Below are 13,052 nucleotides of genomic sequence, written 5' to 3'. Positions count from 1 at the left end.
GCCCCCCCCCCCCCCGCCCTACCGAACCCCCCCCCCCCCCGTTTCAGCCCCCCCCAAGCGCCGCGGGCCCCACCCCACCCGGGCCCCCCCCCTCTCTATCTCGGCGGGATCCCTTCTCTATCTCGCGGGGCTCAGTGCGGGCGCACCGGGCCGACGGCGTCCGAGGTGAACGTCGCGGACGTGTAGCCGGGCGCGGACACGGTCACCTCGACCGCGATGTCCGCGCCGCGGTCCCGGCCCGTGAGGTGGTACCGCGTCCCGTCCGCTCCGCGCACGGGCTCGCCGTCGCGCAGCCACTGCACGTCGACGTCGGTACCGTCCCCGGGCAGGTACTCCCCCGGGTCCACGGTGAGCACCTTGCCGATCTTCGCCCTGCCCTCGATGCTCGGCCCCTCGACGTCGGTGACCACAGGGTCGTGCAGCGTCACGTCCGCGGCGCGGGTGAACACCTGCCGGTGCGCGTACCAGAGCTGGTAGTAGGCGTCCTCGCCGCGCACGTCCGTCCGGTCGTCGGGGATCGAGCCGTCGAACGACTTGGCGTTGTAGTAGTCGGTCGTGACCGTGTCGTCCGAGACCACGTAGCTCTGGTCGGCGCCGATCGTGTACTCGATGGGCGTGACCGCCTGCGGCGTGATGCCCGGGTAGGGCGCGTAGGCCGCGCCCTCCGGGTACGCGCGGCCGTAGATCGCGGCCGCCGCGTCGCCGCCCACGGTCACCGTCTGCCCGGTGCTCGGCACGACCACGGGGCGGTCCGCCGGGTTGTGGATCCAGGCCAGCGACCCGGCCCACCACACGCCCAGCCACTCGCCCCGCACCTGCGCGACGACGAGCTTGTGGCCCGAGTTCACACGCGCGCTGATGTCGCTGGCGTAGGTCGTGCCGTCCGCGCCGCCCGGCTTCCAGCCGGGGTCACGGGCGTAGGGCGCGTCGAGCGACGGCTCCTGGTAGGCGAGGGCGAAGTTCGTGCCCGCGCCCGCGACGCAGTCCCCGGAACCCGGCGACGCCTGCGCGCACCCCGTGACCGGGTTCGCGTTGTCGTCGTAGCCGGCGACCACCTCGACGACGTCGCCCGGCGCGACGTCCGCCGTCGGGTCCAGGCCGCCGCCGATCGGCGCGCCGAGCAGGTCGAAGTAGTGCTCCCAGTCCCAGTACGGCCCCGGGTCCCAGTGCACGCTCTTGGTGGACCCGGGCAGGATGCCGGGGATCTGGTCGTGCCCGATGACGTGGGCGCGGTCGAGCGGGACGTCGTACTTCTCGCCCAGGTAGCGCACCAGTTCGGCCGACGACTGGTACATCGCCTCGGTGAACCAGCCCGACGTGCCGGCCCAGCCCTCGTGCTCCAGGCCGATCGAGTGCATGTTCATGTACCAGTTGCCCGCATGCCAGCCGACGTCGGAGGGCTCGAGGTGGTTCGCCACGTGCCCGTCCGACGACCGCAGCGTGTAGTTCCACGCCAGGTAGGTGGGGTCGGTGACCAGCCGCACGCTCGGCTCGTACGCCGTCTCCGTGTCATGGATGACGATGTAGTCGATCGACGGACCGCCCTCGCCCGTGCGGTCGGCCTGGTCGTGGTTGCCGTAGTTCCCGGTGTCGTCGGGCAGGTCGGCGCTGCCCTTCGCGTACGGCGCGGGCAGCCACTCGCAGCCCAGGTCGGGCGGGCAGTCGGCGGCCGGGTCGCTCGCCGCGGCCGTGGACGCCTCGGGCAGGACGGCGTCGGGCCGGGCGGCGAGGGTCACGCGTCCGCCGTCGTCGGTCGTGCGGCTCTCGCCCTGGCGCAGGGTCGAGTACACCCGGTCGGCGAACGACGGCGAGCCGCCCAGCCGCGCGACGGCCGTGCCCCAGGACGCGAGACCGTCGCCCGCCCCCTGCCCCGCATCCCCCTGGTAGGAGGCCAGCAGCGCGGCGGCGCCGCAGGTGTTCGCGGCGGCGTCGGACCGGAGCTCGGCCGCGGACAGCCCGGTGAGGGCGGCGGCGCGGTCGAGCTCGCTCACGGCGGCGCGGGGCGTGGCGTCCTTGCCGGCCCCGTCGGGCGCCTCGGGCGCGTGGTCGAGCAGGTTGAACAGGCCGTAGCCCCCGTCGGCGCTGGCGGTGCCGGCGTGCTGGTCCCAGCGGGACTCCATGTAGGAGACGGCCTTGAGCAGGTCGGCGGGGACGCCGGTGGCGTCGCTCGCGGCGGCGAACGCGGACTCCCGGTCCGGCGCGGCGACGACGGCGTCGCAGGTCACGTCGGACGTGGGGGCGGTGGACGGTCCGGCCCCCGCGGCGACCGCGGGGATCGTGGCCAGGGGAAGGAGAAGGCCGGCGGCTGCCAGCCCGGTGGTGCGTCGTCGTACGGATCTCACGGGGAGTGCTCCTCTCGAGGACGAAGTGCGCTCACGGGCGCACCTCGTCATCGAACCGTGAAATCCCATTTCATGGGAAGTGATAGACGTAAAAAATCTCGTCGCGCCCCGGCACGACGAGATCAGCGGCCGCGCTCGCGCGCGGGAGGGAAGGTCAGGAGAGGCGGACGGTCGCCTGCGAGCGACCCAGCACCTTGGCGCCCTCGTGCGTCACCGTGAGGTCCACGCGCACCGTTCCGGCGTCCGCGTCGATCGCGCCCACGGCGGCGGAGACCTCGACGACGGCGGCGCCGTCGTGCGGGACCGGGACCGGCTTCGTGAAGCGCGTCTGGTAGGCGACGACGGCGCCCGGGTCTCCCGCCCAGTCGGCGACGACGCCGACGACGGAGCCCATCGTCAGCATCCCGTGGGCGATGACGTCCGGCAGCCCGACGCCGGTGGCGAAGGGCTCGTCCCAGTGGATCCGGTTGAAGTCGCCGCTGGCCCCGGCGTAGCGCACGAGGCGGGCTCGGTCGAGCTCGACCGTCCCGGTGGCGACGACGTCTCCGACGGTGAGGTCCGCGAGGGCGGGGCGGGTCATCAGGAGTCCTCCCCGCGGATCACGAGGCTCGAGGAGACGGTCGCGACAGGCTCGCGGGCGCCGTCGCCGGCCGCGCCGTCCGCGGCCGCGAGGATCTCGCAGCGTGTCGTCACCATCGCGATGCCGGCCCGCTCGGTCACGGAGTCCACGTGGAGCACCGTGACCAGCTCGTCGCCCGCGACGATCGGCCGGTGGTGCGTGAACTTCTCGTCCGCGTGGACGACGCGCGAGAAGTCGATCCCGGCGTCCGGGTCCTGGACGTACTGCGCCTCGGCCCGCTGTGCGACGACGACGGCGAACGTGGGGGGCGCGACGAGGTCCGGATAGCCGAGACCCCGCGCCGCCACGAGGTCGTGGTGCGCGGGGTGGGCGGCACCGACGGCGGAGGCGAACTCACGGAGCTTCTCGCGCCCCACGGAGTAGGGGGCGGTGGCCGGGTACTCGCGGCCAGCGAAGTCGGGGTTCGCCACGTCGGTGCGGTGATCCGTCGAGGGCTGGGTCAGCGGGTCTCGCGGTGCGACGTGTGCTTGCCGCAGCGCGGGCAGAACTTCGCCAGCTCGAGACGGTCGGGGTCGTTGCGGCGGTTCTTCTTCGTGATGTAGTTCCGCTCCTTGCAGTCCACGCAGGCGAGCGTGATCTTCGGGCGGACGTCCGCGCTCTTGGCAGCCATGGTGTGTCACCTCTCGCGCCCCCGGAAGGCGCCACGTGAATCAAGGAACAGGCCGGTCCGACGCCGGCCGTCGAACCGTGATGATGTCGGTAGCGAGGGCGGGGCTCGAACCCGCGACCTCACGATTATGAGTCGTGCGCTCTGACCAGCTGAGCTACCCCGCCGCGCGTGACGGAACGCAGGACCATGCGTCCTCAGATGAGGACGACGGTCCCGCGTCACATCACAGAGCCCCGAAAGGGAATCGAACCCTTGACCTTCTCCTTACCATGGAGACGCTCTGCCGACTGAGCTATCGGGGCAGCGGAGAAGACTCTACACGGCTCTCGGCACCTGATGAAATCCGCGGGATGCCCGCTCGATCACATCGTGCGCCGGGCCCGTGCGGGCCCCTCCAGACGTCGGACGAGGCGCCTCCCGAGGGGGGCGCCCCGTCCGTCGCGGTGGCAGGTGAGGGATTCGAACCCCCGAAGGCTGAGCCGTCTGATTTACAGTCAGATCCCTTTGGCCGCTCGGGCAACCTGCCGTGCGGGCTCGCGGACGAGCTCGCGGGTAGAACCATAACGCCCCGGAGGGTCCCGGCGGAAATCGTCTCGCCGTGGCCCGCGTCACGACCGCCCGCACCGTCCCCCGGGTCCTACATTGAGGCGGTGACGTCCCCCTCCTCCCCCGACCGCTGGGGGCTGCCGCTCGGCCTCTCGGCGTTCGTCCTCTGGGGCGCGATGCCCCTGTTCTTCCCGCTGCTCGAGCCCGCCGGCCCCGTCGAGATCATCGCCCACCGCGTCGTGTGGAGCCTCGTGTTCTGCGTGGTGCTCCTGCTCGTCACGCGCACGTTCGGGTCGTTCGTCGCCGTCCTGCGCAACGGGCGCGTCATGGGCGCGCTCGCCGTCGCGTCCGTGCTGATCATCGCGAACTGGACCACGTACGTGTACGCCGTGCTCTCCGGCCACGTGCTGGACGCCGCCCTCGGGTACTTCATCAACCCGCTGCTGACCGTGCTCCTCGGCGTCCTCGTGCTGCGCGAGCGCCTCAGGGTGGCCCAGTGGGTGGCGCTCGGGTTCGGCGCCGCGGCCGTCGTGGTGATCTCCACCGGGGTCGGCGGCCTGCCGTGGATCGCGCTCGTCCTCGCGGGCGCCTTCGGGCTCTACTCCCTGGTGAAGAACCGGGTGGGGCGCGACGTCGGCGCGCTGCCCGGGCTGGCCGCGGAGACGGCCGTGGCGACCCCGTTCGCCCTGGTGTACCTCGTGGTGCTCGGCGCCACCGGCGTCGGCACGTTCGCGACGGAGGGCGTGGGGCACGCGCTCCTGCTCGCCGCGTGCGGCGTCATCACGGGGCTGCCCCTGCTGCTCTTCTCGGCCGCCGCGCGCCGGCTCCCGCTGTCCGTGGTCGGGATGCTGCAGTACCTGACCCCGGTGCTGCAGTTCCTGCTGGGCCTGCTGGTGTTCGGCGAGCACATGCCGCCCACCCGCTGGGCCGGGTTCGTGCTCGTCTGGGTGGCGCTCGTGCTCCTCAGCGTCGACGGCACGCGCCAGGCGCGCAGCGCCCGTCTGGCCGCGCGCGCACGCACTACGGTGGTCACCGAACCCTGACCCCCGACCCGAAGGAGCCCGTCATGGCCGACTCGTCGTTCGACATCGTCAGCAAGGTGGACCGCCAGGAGGTGGACAACGCCCTCAACCAGGCCGCCAAGGAGATCGCCCAGCGGTACGACTTCAAGGGGGTGGGCGCGTCCATCGCGTGGAGCGGTCAGGACACCATCGTCTTCGAGGCGAACTCCGCGGAGCGCGTGCTCGCCGCCCTCGACGTGTTCCAGACCAAGCTCGTCAAGCGCGGGGTCTCGCTCAAGGCCCTCGACACGGGCGAGAACGAGCCCCAGTCGTCCGGCAAGGTCTACCGGCTCGCCGGCTCCCTCAAGGAGGGCCTCGCGGGCGAGAACGCCAAGAAGGTCACCAAGCTCATCCGCGAGGAGGGCCCCAAGGGCGTCAAGACGCAGATCACGGGCGACGAGGTGCGCGCGACGAGCAAGTCCCGCGACGACCTGCAGGCCGTGATCGCGCTCCTCAAGGGCGCGGACCTGGACTTCGCGGTCCAGTTCGTCAACTACCGGTGACGGCACGGGCGGGCGGCGCACGCCGCGGGCTGCCGCGCGTCGTCGCGACGGACCTCGACGGCACGCTGCTGCGCTCGGACGGCACCGTCTCCGCCCGCACGCGCGCCGCGCTGCGGGCCGTGGAGGACGCGGGCGCCGAGGTCGTCTTCGTCACCGCCCGCCCGCCGCGCTGGTTGGCCGACCTGGCCGACCTGGTCGGCGGCCACGGCCGGGTCATCGCCCTGGGCGGCGCCGCGGTCTGGGACCTGGGGTCCGGCCGGGCGCTGGACGCCTGCGGCTTCGGCGACGGCGTCGTGCAGGAGCTCGTCGCCGGGCTGCGGGAGGCCGTGCCCGGGGTGGGCCTCGCCGTCGAGACCGTCCGCGGCCCGGCCTTCGACCCCTGGTTCCCCGACGGCGAGCCCGGGCTCGACCGCGGCCTGCGGGCCGTGCCCGTCGAGGACGCGCTGCGCGGCGGGGACGACGCCGTCGCCAAGCTCCTCGCCGTCCGGCCGGGCACGCCGACGCAGGGCTTCGGCGTCGTGCAGCGCGGCGACGTCCGCGACGACGCCCAGGAGGCCTTCTTCGACCGCGTGCGCGGCGTCGTGGACGGTCGCGCCGAGCTGCACTACTCCGGCGCCGCCGGGCTGGCCGAGCTGCTGCCGCCCGGTGTGACGAAGGACGTCGCGCTCGCCCGCTGGTGCCGCCGGCTCGGCGTCGACGCCCGCGACGTGTGGGCCTTCGGCGACATGCCCAACGACCTGCCGATGCTGCGCTGGGCCGGCCGCGGGCACGCCGTCGCCAACGCGCACCCGGAGGTGCTCGCCTGCGCGGACGCCGTCGTGCCGGGCAACGACGACGACGGCGTCGCCGCCGCGCTGGAGGCCGCGCTCGACGTGTCCCCGCCCGTGGACGGCTACTCCGCGGAGCTCTCCCCCTGAGCCTGCGCGCGCTCCCGGTCGGCGACGAGCTGGGCGCGCAGCTCCTGCACCTCCGCGACGAGCAGGGCCACCTGCGCCTGGCTGACCAGGCCGACGGGCGCCTCCCCCGCCGGGCCGCGCACCGCGCCCAGGCGGTCGTCCGGCGACGACGTGTCGGTGACCCGCTCCACGAGCCACGACGAGAGCGTCGCCGTCACGACCCCCAGCAGCGCGATGCCGCCGAGCATCAGGCAGACCGCGATGACGCGGCCCAACGGGGTCACGGGCGTGAAGTCGCCGTAGCCGACGGTCGTGATGGTCACCATCGCCCACCAGAACCCGTCGCCGAGGTTCACGATGGTGGCGCCCGGCGCGCCCCGCTCGGCCTGCGTCACCGTCAGCGCGCCCACGATCACCAGGAGCGCCGTGCCCGCGGCCGCGAACCGCACCACCCGGCCGCGCAGCCGCACGGCGTTGACCCGGTTGAGGCGCACCACCACGGACACCAGCAGCAGCGGGCGCAGCACGGGCAGCACGACCACGGCGAGCTCGAGCGGGTGCCGGCGGACGTAGCGCCACGGGCGGGGAGCGAGCCGGGCGCGTACGACGTAGTCCACGACGAAGAGCGCCCACGTCACCGCGAGCACGACGGAGCAGGCGGCTCGTACCTCCGGCGGGACCTCCGGGCGCGCGATCGGGATGGCGTACGCGACCAGGAACAGCAGGGAGATCGCGGTCAGCGGCCACTCGGTCGCCGCCTGCCAGCGACGCAGGCGCGCGTGGCCGGCGTCCGGGTGCGACGGCGGGCGCTCGCGCTGCCCGGGCTCGGCCGCGTCGTCCCGGCCGCCCGGCGGGGCTGAGGTCATCGCAGGTCAGCCTGGCAGACCGACGTCGGCCACGCTCCCCGAGCGCGTCGCACGGGCCGTCAGTATCGGGTGATTCCCCCCGGGCCGAAGCCCGTGCCGCCAGCCATCTTCTCCAGGCGGGCGATGCGGTCCGCCATCGGCGGGTGCGTGGAGAACATCTTCGCCATGCCGGCGCCGCGGAACGGGTTGGCCAGCATGAGGTGGGAGACGTTCTGCAGCTCGCGGGTCTGCGGCAGCGGCGCCTTCGCCGTGCCGGACTCCAGCTTGCGCAGCGCCGACGCGAGGGCCATCGGGTCGCCCGTGAGCTTGGCGCCGTCCTCGTCCGCGTCGTACTCGCGCGTCCGGGAGATCGCCATCTGGATCATCATCGCCGCGAACGGCGCGAGGATCGCCATCGCCAGGGCCGCGAGCGGGTTGCCGCCCTCGCGCCGGTCGCCGCCGCCGAAGATCAGCAGGAACTGCGCCAGCGAGGTGATGACGCCCGCCATCGCGGACGCGACCGACGACGTGAGGATGTCGCGGTTGTACACGTGCATCAGCTCGTGCCCGAGCACGCCGCGCAGCTCCCGCTCGTCGAGCAGCCGCAGGATGCCCTCGGTGCAGCACACCGCCGCGTTCTTGGGGTTGCGCCCCGTCGCGAACGCGTTCGGCGCCTGCGTGGGCGAGATGAACAGGCGCGGCATGGGCTGGCGGGCCTCCGTGGAGAGCTCCCGCACGATGCGGTACATCTCCGGCGCCTCGAGCTCCGTCACCGGGTACGCGTGCATCGCCCGGATCGCGATCTTGTCGGAGTTCCAGTAGCCGACGAACGTCGTGACGAGGCCGATCCCCACGAAGACGACGAGCATGCCCGCGCTGCCCCGGAAGAACAGTGCCCACAGGCCGAGGACCACGGCCCACATGACGCCGAAGAGCGCCGCCGTCTTGAGACCGTTGAAGTGCTGGTGGCCCATGTGTCCTGCCGTCTCCTTCCGTGCGCCCTGCCCGCGCCGGCGCGCCGGCAGGATCCCACGGGGTGAACGCGCCGAGGGCCCGGGCGGTTCCCGCCCGGGCCCTCGGTCGATCCGTCAGGCGCGACGGCGCTTCGCGATGTCGAGCATCTCGTCGCGCGGCACGACCTTGATGCGCTCGCGGCCGTGCGGCTCGCCCAGCGACTTCTCGTGCTCGTCGAGCAGCACGAAGTCGTCCCACTCGACGACGTCGACGCCGCGGTCGGCGAGGAAGTCCAGCACGGCCTGCGGGTCAGCCTGCGTCGCGGTGCGGCCGGCCGTGAGGTCCCCCGTCGCGACGTCGCCGCCGTCGCCCACGCCCGTGACGTCCTCCACGAGGTGGCGGATCGTCTCGGACGCGTCGGACTTGGTGTGGCCGATGAGGCCGACCGGCCCGCGCTTGATCCAGCCGGTGGCGTACACGCCGGGCAGGTGGTCGCCGTCGAGGTCGACGACGCGGCCCTCGCGGTTGGAGATGACGCCCTTGAGCTCGTCGAAGGGGACCTCCGGCAGCGGCGAGCCGAAGTAGCCGACCGCGCGGTAGACGGCCTGGACCGGCCAGTCGTGGTGCTCGCCCGTGCCCTTGACCGTGCCGTCGCCCTGCAGCGCGGTGCGCTCGGTGCGCAGCCCCACGACCTTGCCGTCCTCGCCGAGGATCTCGGCGGGGGCGTGCAGGAAGTGCAGGTGCAGGCGGCGGGAGGCCGTCTGCGTCGACGGGTCGACGAGGGTCCAGTCCGTGAGCGTCTTGACGACCTGCTTGGTCTGGTTGGACGACTCGACGGCGGCCATGGAGCCCTCGTCGAAGTCGTAGTCCTCGGGGTAGACGACGATGTCGACGTCCGGCACGTGGCCGAGCTCGCGCAGCTCCAGCGGCGAGAACTTCACCTGCGCCGGGCCGCGGCGGGCGAAGACGTGCACGTCCGTCACCGGTGACGACTTGAGGATGTCGTAGACGTTGGCCGGGATCTCGGTGGGCAGCAGGTCGTCCGCGTGCTTGGCGAGGATGCGCGCGACGTCGAGGGCGACGTTGCCGGCGCCGAGCACGGCGACCTCCTTGGCCTCGAGCGGCCAGGTGCGCGGCACGTCGGGGTGGCCGTCGTACCAGGACACGAAGTCCGCGGCGCCGTACGAGCCGTCGAGGTCGATTCCCGGCACCGGCAGCTCGTGGTCCTTGATCGCGCCCGTGGAGAAGATCACGGCGTCGTAGAACTGGCGCAGGTCGTCCAGCTTGAGGTCGACGCCGTAGTCCACGTTGCCGAGCAGGCGGACGTCGCCGCGGCTCAGCACACGGTGCAGGGCGGTGATGATCTGCTTGATGCGCGGGTGGTCCGGGGCGACGCCGTAGCGCACGAGGCCGAACGGGGCGGGCAGGCGTTCGAAGAGGTCGATGCTCACGTCGAGGTCGGTCTTCGACAGGATGTCCGCGGCGTAGATGCCGGCGGGGCCTGCGCCGACGATCGCGACGCGCAGAGGTCGGATGCTGCTCACTGCGGGATACGCCTTCCGGATCGGGTATGCGTGGCGTTCGATTCTAGGAGGATTCTCCTGCAATCGGGTGAGGCTTACCTCACCTGTCGGGGTCCAGCCTTACCCAGGATGCCATATCTGTCTCACCTCGCGAACGCATTGTCTCGCCGGTCGGTCATGACTGCCGCGGGCATCGGTATGCCCGGCGACGGTCGTCCGTCATGACGCGGTCGACACCTCATGCACCGCGCGCGCCACGTCGCCGCCGGCCAGGCCGCCCGTCGCCCGCAGCGGGTGGTACGCCGGCACCACGGTCACCGTCGCGCCGTCGTCGGCCACCCGCAGGGCCGGCGTCTCGCGGGTGCCGTAGGCGGCCTCGACCTGCGTCGTCCCGCCCGGCACCCGCCGCACCGCCCAGCGCGGGCCCGCCTCACGGCGCACCCACACCTCGACCCTGTCGCCGACGACAGCGAGTGCCGCGGGGCTGCCTCCCACCGGGGCGATCCCCCGCGTCGGCGCGCCGGCCGTCCGGGCCTCGTCCAGCGTCTCCGAGGTGGTGAACGCCGGGACGACGACGGCGCCCGGCCGCCGGCGCGCGACGTGGTCGGCGACGGCCCCCGCGCGGCGCACGACCACCGCGAGCGTGACGACGACGATCAGCGCCACCACCAGCAACGCGATCCACAGCGTGGCGTCCTCGACGCCGTCGCGCCGGATCGTGAGCGCGAGGCGCACCGCCGAGAGCACGAAGAAGAGCACGAGCACAGCGGTGAACCACCAGCGGCGTGAGCGGGCATCCATGGCAACCTCCGGGAGGGACGACGGGTGGAGCTCGGGCGGACTGCGCGTACCCGTGGCGTCGTCGGGTGCTGCGCGTCGTCCACGGTGGTGCGCAGCGTCACGACCCGGGCGATCGGTGCCGCAGACGCCTCAGGGGCGGCCCGGTGAACCGGACCGCCCCTGGGCACCGGCCTCTGACCGGGCCTGCACGCCTGACCGTCGTCAGCCGCGGATGCCCTGCGCCAGCTGCGAGTCGGCGTCGGACAGCGTCTGCGCCGCCTGCTCCAGGAACGACGCCATGCCCTCGAGGCCCTCGATGGCCTGCGTGGTGCCCGTCGTGAACTCCTCGTACGACGTCTGGAACGCGCCCGAGGCCTGGTCGGTCACGAAGCCCGACGACACCAGGTTGTTCACCTGCGTCTGCAGGTTGTGCAGGATGTCGGTCATCTGCTGCTGACCGTTGCGCAGCTGACCCGCCTGCGACCGCAGCTCGTCGTAGGTGACGTTCATGTTCGCCATGAAAAGCTCCTCAGCTCATCGGTGGTTCGGCCGGCCCCCTAGCGGCCGATCCGTCGTCCGCTGACGACCCTAGCGGGCGCTCCGAGCACCCGTCGATGGGGACTCCTCCCCATCGATCCGGCCGAGTCCACCTGGCCGAGTCCACCCGGGCCGACCGACGGCGAGGGGCGGTCCGGAGAACCGGACCGCCCCTCGCGAACGGCAGATCAGCCGCGGATGCCCTGCGCCAGCTGCGAGTCGGCGTCGGACAGCGTCTGCGCCGCCTGCTCCAGGAACGACGCCATGCCCTCGAGGCCCTCGATGGCCTGCGTGGTGCCCGTCGTGAACTCCTCGTACGACGTCTGGAACGCGCCCGAGGCCTGGTCGGTCACGAAGCCCGACGACACCAGGTTGTTCACCTGCGTCTGCAGGTTGTGCAGGATGTCGGTCATCTGCTGCTGACCGTTGCGCAGCTGACCCGCCTGCGACCGCAGCTCGTCGTAGGTGACGTTCATGTTCGCCATGAAAAGCTCCTCAGCTCATCGGTGGTTCGGCCGGCCCCCTAGCGGCCGATCCGTCGTCCGCTGACGACCCTAGCGGGCGCTCCGAGCACCCGTCGATGGGGACTCCTCCCCATGACGGGCGCCCGGTGCTCGACCGGGTCGCCACCGTCACCAGGCCGGCACCGGGGGCACCACCGGCCGGAGCACGAGCGCCGGGCGGCGCGCTCCGACGCCGAACCGCGTAGGGTGCGGTCGTCGTCGCCCACGACGACCACCGCCGGCGCCACGAGGAGAAGCACTCATGCCCACGCCACCGAACGGGTCGAACCCGGTGCGCAGGAAGAAGATCGAGACCCCGGTCCTCATCGCAACGCTCGTCTGCGTGATCCTCGCGGTGGTGGGGGCCTTCGCCGGGTTCGAGGTTCTCGGCGAGCTGGGCGCCGTCCCGGTGCTCGTCGTGCTCATCGTGGTGGTCTTCGTGGTCGGCGCCGTCCTGACGGTGCGGCGGGCCGGCGCCCTCCGCGCGGCGTCCACCGGCGGCACGAAGGACTGAGACCGCGCGGTCAGCGCCCGGGCGACCGGCGCTGCCGCGCCTCGCGGCGCGCGGTCAGCTCGGCGAGCCGCGCCCTGCGCTCGCCGGCGCTCAGCTCGGCGACCGAGCCCTTCGTGGTGGACGGCGCCGCGGTGCCGTCGAACCGGCGCCGCCAGGCACGACGCCCCAGCACCACGCTCCACAGGACGAGGGCCGCCGCCGCGACGAGCAGGACCGCCCGAGCCGGCGCCGGGACGTCCCGGGCCAACCCCACGAGCGCGAGCAACCAGCCTGCTCCTGCCGGCAGCATCGCCAGGAACATCCGTCCGTCGGGCAGCCAGCCCGACACGTAGAACCGCATGAGGAAACGGGTGAGCGCCGTCTCGCGCACCGGCTGGAGCGACAGCGCGACCCCGCCCACGGTCGGCAGCCCGATCGTCCTGCCCCGCCCGACGCGGGTGGTGCGGGACAGCCGCTCGTCGGCGTACCCCGGCATCAGGGACCGGCCGACGTAGACGAAGGACAGCGCCGCCAGCGGCCAGCTCGCCGACGGCAGGTACCACAGCACTCCCGGCCCCCAGAGCACCACCAGCAGCGGGACGACCAGGCAGAAGGCCACCATCTCGGACGGCTGCTCGACGAGGCCGGCCCAGATGCCACCCACCTCCATCGTCCCGTCGACGGCGACGTAGACGAGGATGCCCGGGCCGAGCCCCAGGATCACGAGGGCGAGCACCGTCCACACGAGGCCGACGAGGAGATATCCGAGCGGACGCAGCATGCGCGCCGCCGTCCCCGGCGGGCGGGGGGCCGTGGCGG

At 73.0% G+C, this 13,052-nt stretch carries 15 protein-coding genes and 3 tRNA genes; 4 read left to right on the top strand and 14 right to left on the bottom strand.

Features of this window, described 5'->3' with window-relative positions; translation table 11 throughout:
- Window positions 1-131: 131 nt before the first annotated feature.
- From ACH443_RS03205 to ACH443_RS03175, 7 genes are all read right to left on the bottom strand, one after another.
- Complete coding sequence (locus tag ACH443_RS03205) at window positions 132-2,342, bottom strand: N-acetylmuramoyl-L-alanine amidase (RefSeq protein ID WP_430589445.1); 2,211 nt, start codon at window positions 2,340-2,342, stop codon at window positions 132-134.
- Window positions 2,343-2,496: 154 nt separating this feature from the next.
- Entirely contained in the window at window positions 2,497-2,922 is a 426-nt protein-coding gene (locus ACH443_RS03200; protein WP_430558014.1) for a MaoC/PaaZ C-terminal domain-containing protein, read from the bottom strand.
- The gene (locus ACH443_RS03195) at window positions 2,922-3,392 is read right to left on the bottom strand and encodes a MaoC family dehydratase N-terminal domain-containing protein (protein WP_430589444.1); all 471 of its coding nucleotides are present in this window, start codon (window positions 3,390-3,392) and stop codon (window positions 2,922-2,924) included. The genes ACH443_RS03200 and ACH443_RS03195 overlap by 1 nt, the downstream gene beginning before the upstream one ends.
- Window positions 3,393-3,421: 29 nt before the next feature.
- A complete protein-coding gene (gene rpmG, locus ACH443_RS03190; protein WP_079572326.1) occupies window positions 3,422-3,592 on the bottom strand; it encodes a 50S ribosomal protein L33 in 171 nt (56 codons plus the stop codon).
- 90 nt (window positions 3,593-3,682) lie between these two features.
- A tRNA-Met gene (locus ACH443_RS03185) sits at window positions 3,683-3,756 on the bottom strand.
- Window positions 3,757-3,821: 65 nt separating this feature from the next.
- A tRNA-Thr gene (locus ACH443_RS03180) sits at window positions 3,822-3,894 on the bottom strand.
- A 142-nt stretch (window positions 3,895-4,036) separates the two neighbouring features.
- Window positions 4,037-4,118, bottom strand: a tRNA-Tyr gene (locus tag ACH443_RS03175).
- A gap of 124 nt (window positions 4,119-4,242) precedes the next feature.
- Between ACH443_RS03175 and rarD the strand changes: the two genes are divergently transcribed.
- Genes rarD through ACH443_RS03160 form a run of 3 tightly spaced genes read left to right on the top strand, consistent with a single transcriptional unit; the run spans window position 4,243 to window position 6,619 of the window.
- The gene (rarD, locus tag ACH443_RS03170) at window positions 4,243-5,181 is read left to right on the top strand and encodes an EamA family transporter RarD (protein WP_430558012.1); all 939 of its coding nucleotides are present in this window, start codon (window positions 4,243-4,245) and stop codon (window positions 5,179-5,181) included.
- 23 nt (window positions 5,182-5,204) lie between these two features.
- Window positions 5,205-5,702 (top strand): YajQ family cyclic di-GMP-binding protein, encoded by a 498-nt coding sequence (locus tag ACH443_RS03165; protein ID WP_429764848.1) that lies wholly within the window; start codon window positions 5,205-5,207, stop codon window positions 5,700-5,702.
- Window positions 5,699-6,619, top strand: coding sequence for an HAD family hydrolase (locus tag ACH443_RS03160; RefSeq protein WP_429764850.1), 921 nt, complete (start codon window positions 5,699-5,701; stop codon window positions 6,617-6,619). Before ACH443_RS03165 ends, ACH443_RS03160 begins: the two co-directional genes overlap by 4 nt.
- On the opposite strand, the gene ACH443_RS03155 is transcribed toward ACH443_RS03160, so the two are convergent.
- From ACH443_RS03155 to ACH443_RS03130, 6 genes are all read right to left on the bottom strand, one after another.
- The gene (locus tag ACH443_RS03155; RefSeq protein ID WP_429764852.1) at window positions 6,595-7,464 is read right to left on the bottom strand and encodes a potassium channel family protein; all 870 of its coding nucleotides are present in this window, start codon (window positions 7,462-7,464) and stop codon (window positions 6,595-6,597) included. The genes ACH443_RS03160 and ACH443_RS03155 overlap by 25 nt on opposite strands.
- Before the next feature lie 59 nt (window positions 7,465-7,523).
- Complete coding sequence (gene htpX / locus ACH443_RS03150) at window positions 7,524-8,417, bottom strand: zinc metalloprotease HtpX (RefSeq protein ID WP_429764854.1); 894 nt, start codon at window positions 8,415-8,417, stop codon at window positions 7,524-7,526.
- A 114-nt stretch (window positions 8,418-8,531) separates the two neighbouring features.
- On the bottom strand, window positions 8,532-9,941 hold the full coding sequence (locus tag ACH443_RS03145; RefSeq protein WP_430558010.1) for an FAD-dependent oxidoreductase: 1,410 nt from the start codon (window positions 9,939-9,941) through the stop codon (window positions 8,532-8,534).
- A gap of 198 nt (window positions 9,942-10,139) precedes the next feature.
- The gene (locus ACH443_RS03140; protein WP_429764857.1) at window positions 10,140-10,721 is read right to left on the bottom strand and encodes a hypothetical protein; all 582 of its coding nucleotides are present in this window, start codon (window positions 10,719-10,721) and stop codon (window positions 10,140-10,142) included.
- A gap of 201 nt (window positions 10,722-10,922) precedes the next feature.
- Window positions 10,923-11,219, bottom strand: coding sequence for a WXG100 family type VII secretion target (locus ACH443_RS03135; RefSeq protein ID WP_344246257.1), 297 nt, complete (start codon window positions 11,217-11,219; stop codon window positions 10,923-10,925).
- 206 nt (window positions 11,220-11,425) lie between these two features.
- A complete protein-coding gene (locus ACH443_RS03130) occupies window positions 11,426-11,722 on the bottom strand; it encodes a WXG100 family type VII secretion target (RefSeq protein ID WP_344246257.1) in 297 nt (98 codons plus the stop codon).
- A gap of 280 nt (window positions 11,723-12,002) precedes the next feature.
- Here ACH443_RS03130 and ACH443_RS03125 point away from each other — a divergent pair, with 280 nt between their 5' ends.
- On the top strand, window positions 12,003-12,254 hold the full coding sequence (locus tag ACH443_RS03125) for a hypothetical protein (protein WP_429764858.1): 252 nt from the start codon (window positions 12,003-12,005) through the stop codon (window positions 12,252-12,254).
- 10 nt (window positions 12,255-12,264) lie between these two features.
- Here ACH443_RS03125 and ACH443_RS03120 read toward each other — a convergent pair whose 3' ends face one another.
- Entirely contained in the window at window positions 12,265-13,014 is a 750-nt protein-coding gene (locus ACH443_RS03120) for a hypothetical protein (RefSeq protein WP_430589443.1), read from the bottom strand.
- Window positions 13,015-13,052 lie beyond the last annotated feature (38 nt).

It is taken from the genome of Isoptericola sp. NPDC019571 (genome assembly GCF_044389385.1).
Lineage (GTDB): Bacteria > Actinomycetota > Actinomycetes > Actinomycetales > Cellulomonadaceae > Isoptericola > Isoptericola nanjingensis.
The sequence above is the reverse complement of the archived record's forward strand: the minus strand, read 5'-3'. Positions and strand labels throughout refer to the sequence as shown.

Excerpts from the sequence above, each read along its gene's own strand:
- ACH443_RS03125 (WP_429764858.1), top strand. The coding sequence starts at position 12,003 with ATGCCCACGCCACCGAACGGGTCGAACCCGGTGCGCAGGAAGAAGATC.
- ACH443_RS03155 (WP_429764852.1), bottom strand. The coding sequence starts at position 7,464 with ATGACCTCAGCCCCGCCGGGCGGCCGGGACGACGCGGCCGAGCCCGGG.
- rpmG (WP_079572326.1), bottom strand. The coding sequence starts at position 3,592 with ATGGCTGCCAAGAGCGCGGACGTCCGCCCGAAGATCACGCTCGCCTGC.
- ACH443_RS03140 (WP_429764857.1), bottom strand. The coding sequence starts at position 10,721 with ATGGATGCCCGCTCACGCCGCTGGTGGTTCACCGCTGTGCTCGTGCTC.
- ACH443_RS03200 (WP_430558014.1), bottom strand. The coding sequence starts at position 2,922 with ATGACCCGCCCCGCCCTCGCGGACCTCACCGTCGGAGACGTCGTCGCC.
- ACH443_RS03120 (WP_430589443.1), bottom strand. The coding sequence starts at position 13,014 with ATGCTGCGTCCGCTCGGATATCTCCTCGTCGGCCTCGTGTGGACGGTG.
- ACH443_RS03130 (WP_344246257.1), bottom strand. The coding sequence starts at position 11,722 with ATGGCGAACATGAACGTCACCTACGACGAGCTGCGGTCGCAGGCGGGT.
- ACH443_RS03165 (WP_429764848.1), top strand. The coding sequence starts at position 5,205 with ATGGCCGACTCGTCGTTCGACATCGTCAGCAAGGTGGACCGCCAGGAG.
- htpX (WP_429764854.1), bottom strand. The coding sequence starts at position 8,417 with ATGGGCCACCAGCACTTCAACGGTCTCAAGACGGCGGCGCTCTTCGGC.
- ACH443_RS03135 (WP_344246257.1), bottom strand. The coding sequence starts at position 11,219 with ATGGCGAACATGAACGTCACCTACGACGAGCTGCGGTCGCAGGCGGGT.